This window comes from Bacteroides caecigallinarum, from assembly GCF_016901995.1.
In the GTDB taxonomy this organism is placed as follows: Bacteria; Bacteroidota; Bacteroidia; order Bacteroidales; family Bacteroidaceae; genus Phocaeicola; species Phocaeicola cellulolyticus.
In genome coordinates, this window is sequence record NZ_JACJLE010000152.1 from 1 (window position 1) to 459 (window position 459).

Consider the following 459-nt stretch of genomic DNA (forward strand, 5'->3'; position numbering starts at 1 on the left):
CCTCTATCTGCTGAAGCGCCTCTTGGGCCGTACCGTCCAGTTTGAACTCAAAGATATATACATATTCTGATGTTTCCACTATGCAGTCCACACGTCCCTGGCTCTGTACTTTTTCGGCATAGACGGTATAAACACTCACCAAACGCATAATGAGATAGAAGGTATATTGGAAATACCGTTCACGTTCCACCTCGTTTTCCTTGCGGCGCATTGTGTAAGGTATTCCGGAGAGGAAAGAAGTGAACAGCTCGCGTACCTGCTCCACGTCTCCTTTGCGCAGTGCTACAACAAGACTTCTTATCCACCCGCCGGTTTCCTCAGTTGGTTGTAGGTATGACGAAGCCACCATAGTAAGGAATCCCCCCTTTACTTCATTGTTCGGGAAATCAAGAAGGAAGGTATTGAAATCTCTGTCGTAAGCCTTTATTGTAAGATATCCGCTTTGATATATCATAGGCA

General features: G+C 45.8%; 1 protein-coding gene. It reads right to left on the minus strand.

Going from position 1 to position 459, the window contains the following annotated elements:
• Window positions 1-459 (minus strand): PD-(D/E)XK nuclease domain-containing protein (locus tag H6A61_RS16325; RefSeq protein ID WP_204394789.1); only part of this gene is annotated, 459 nt, incomplete at both ends.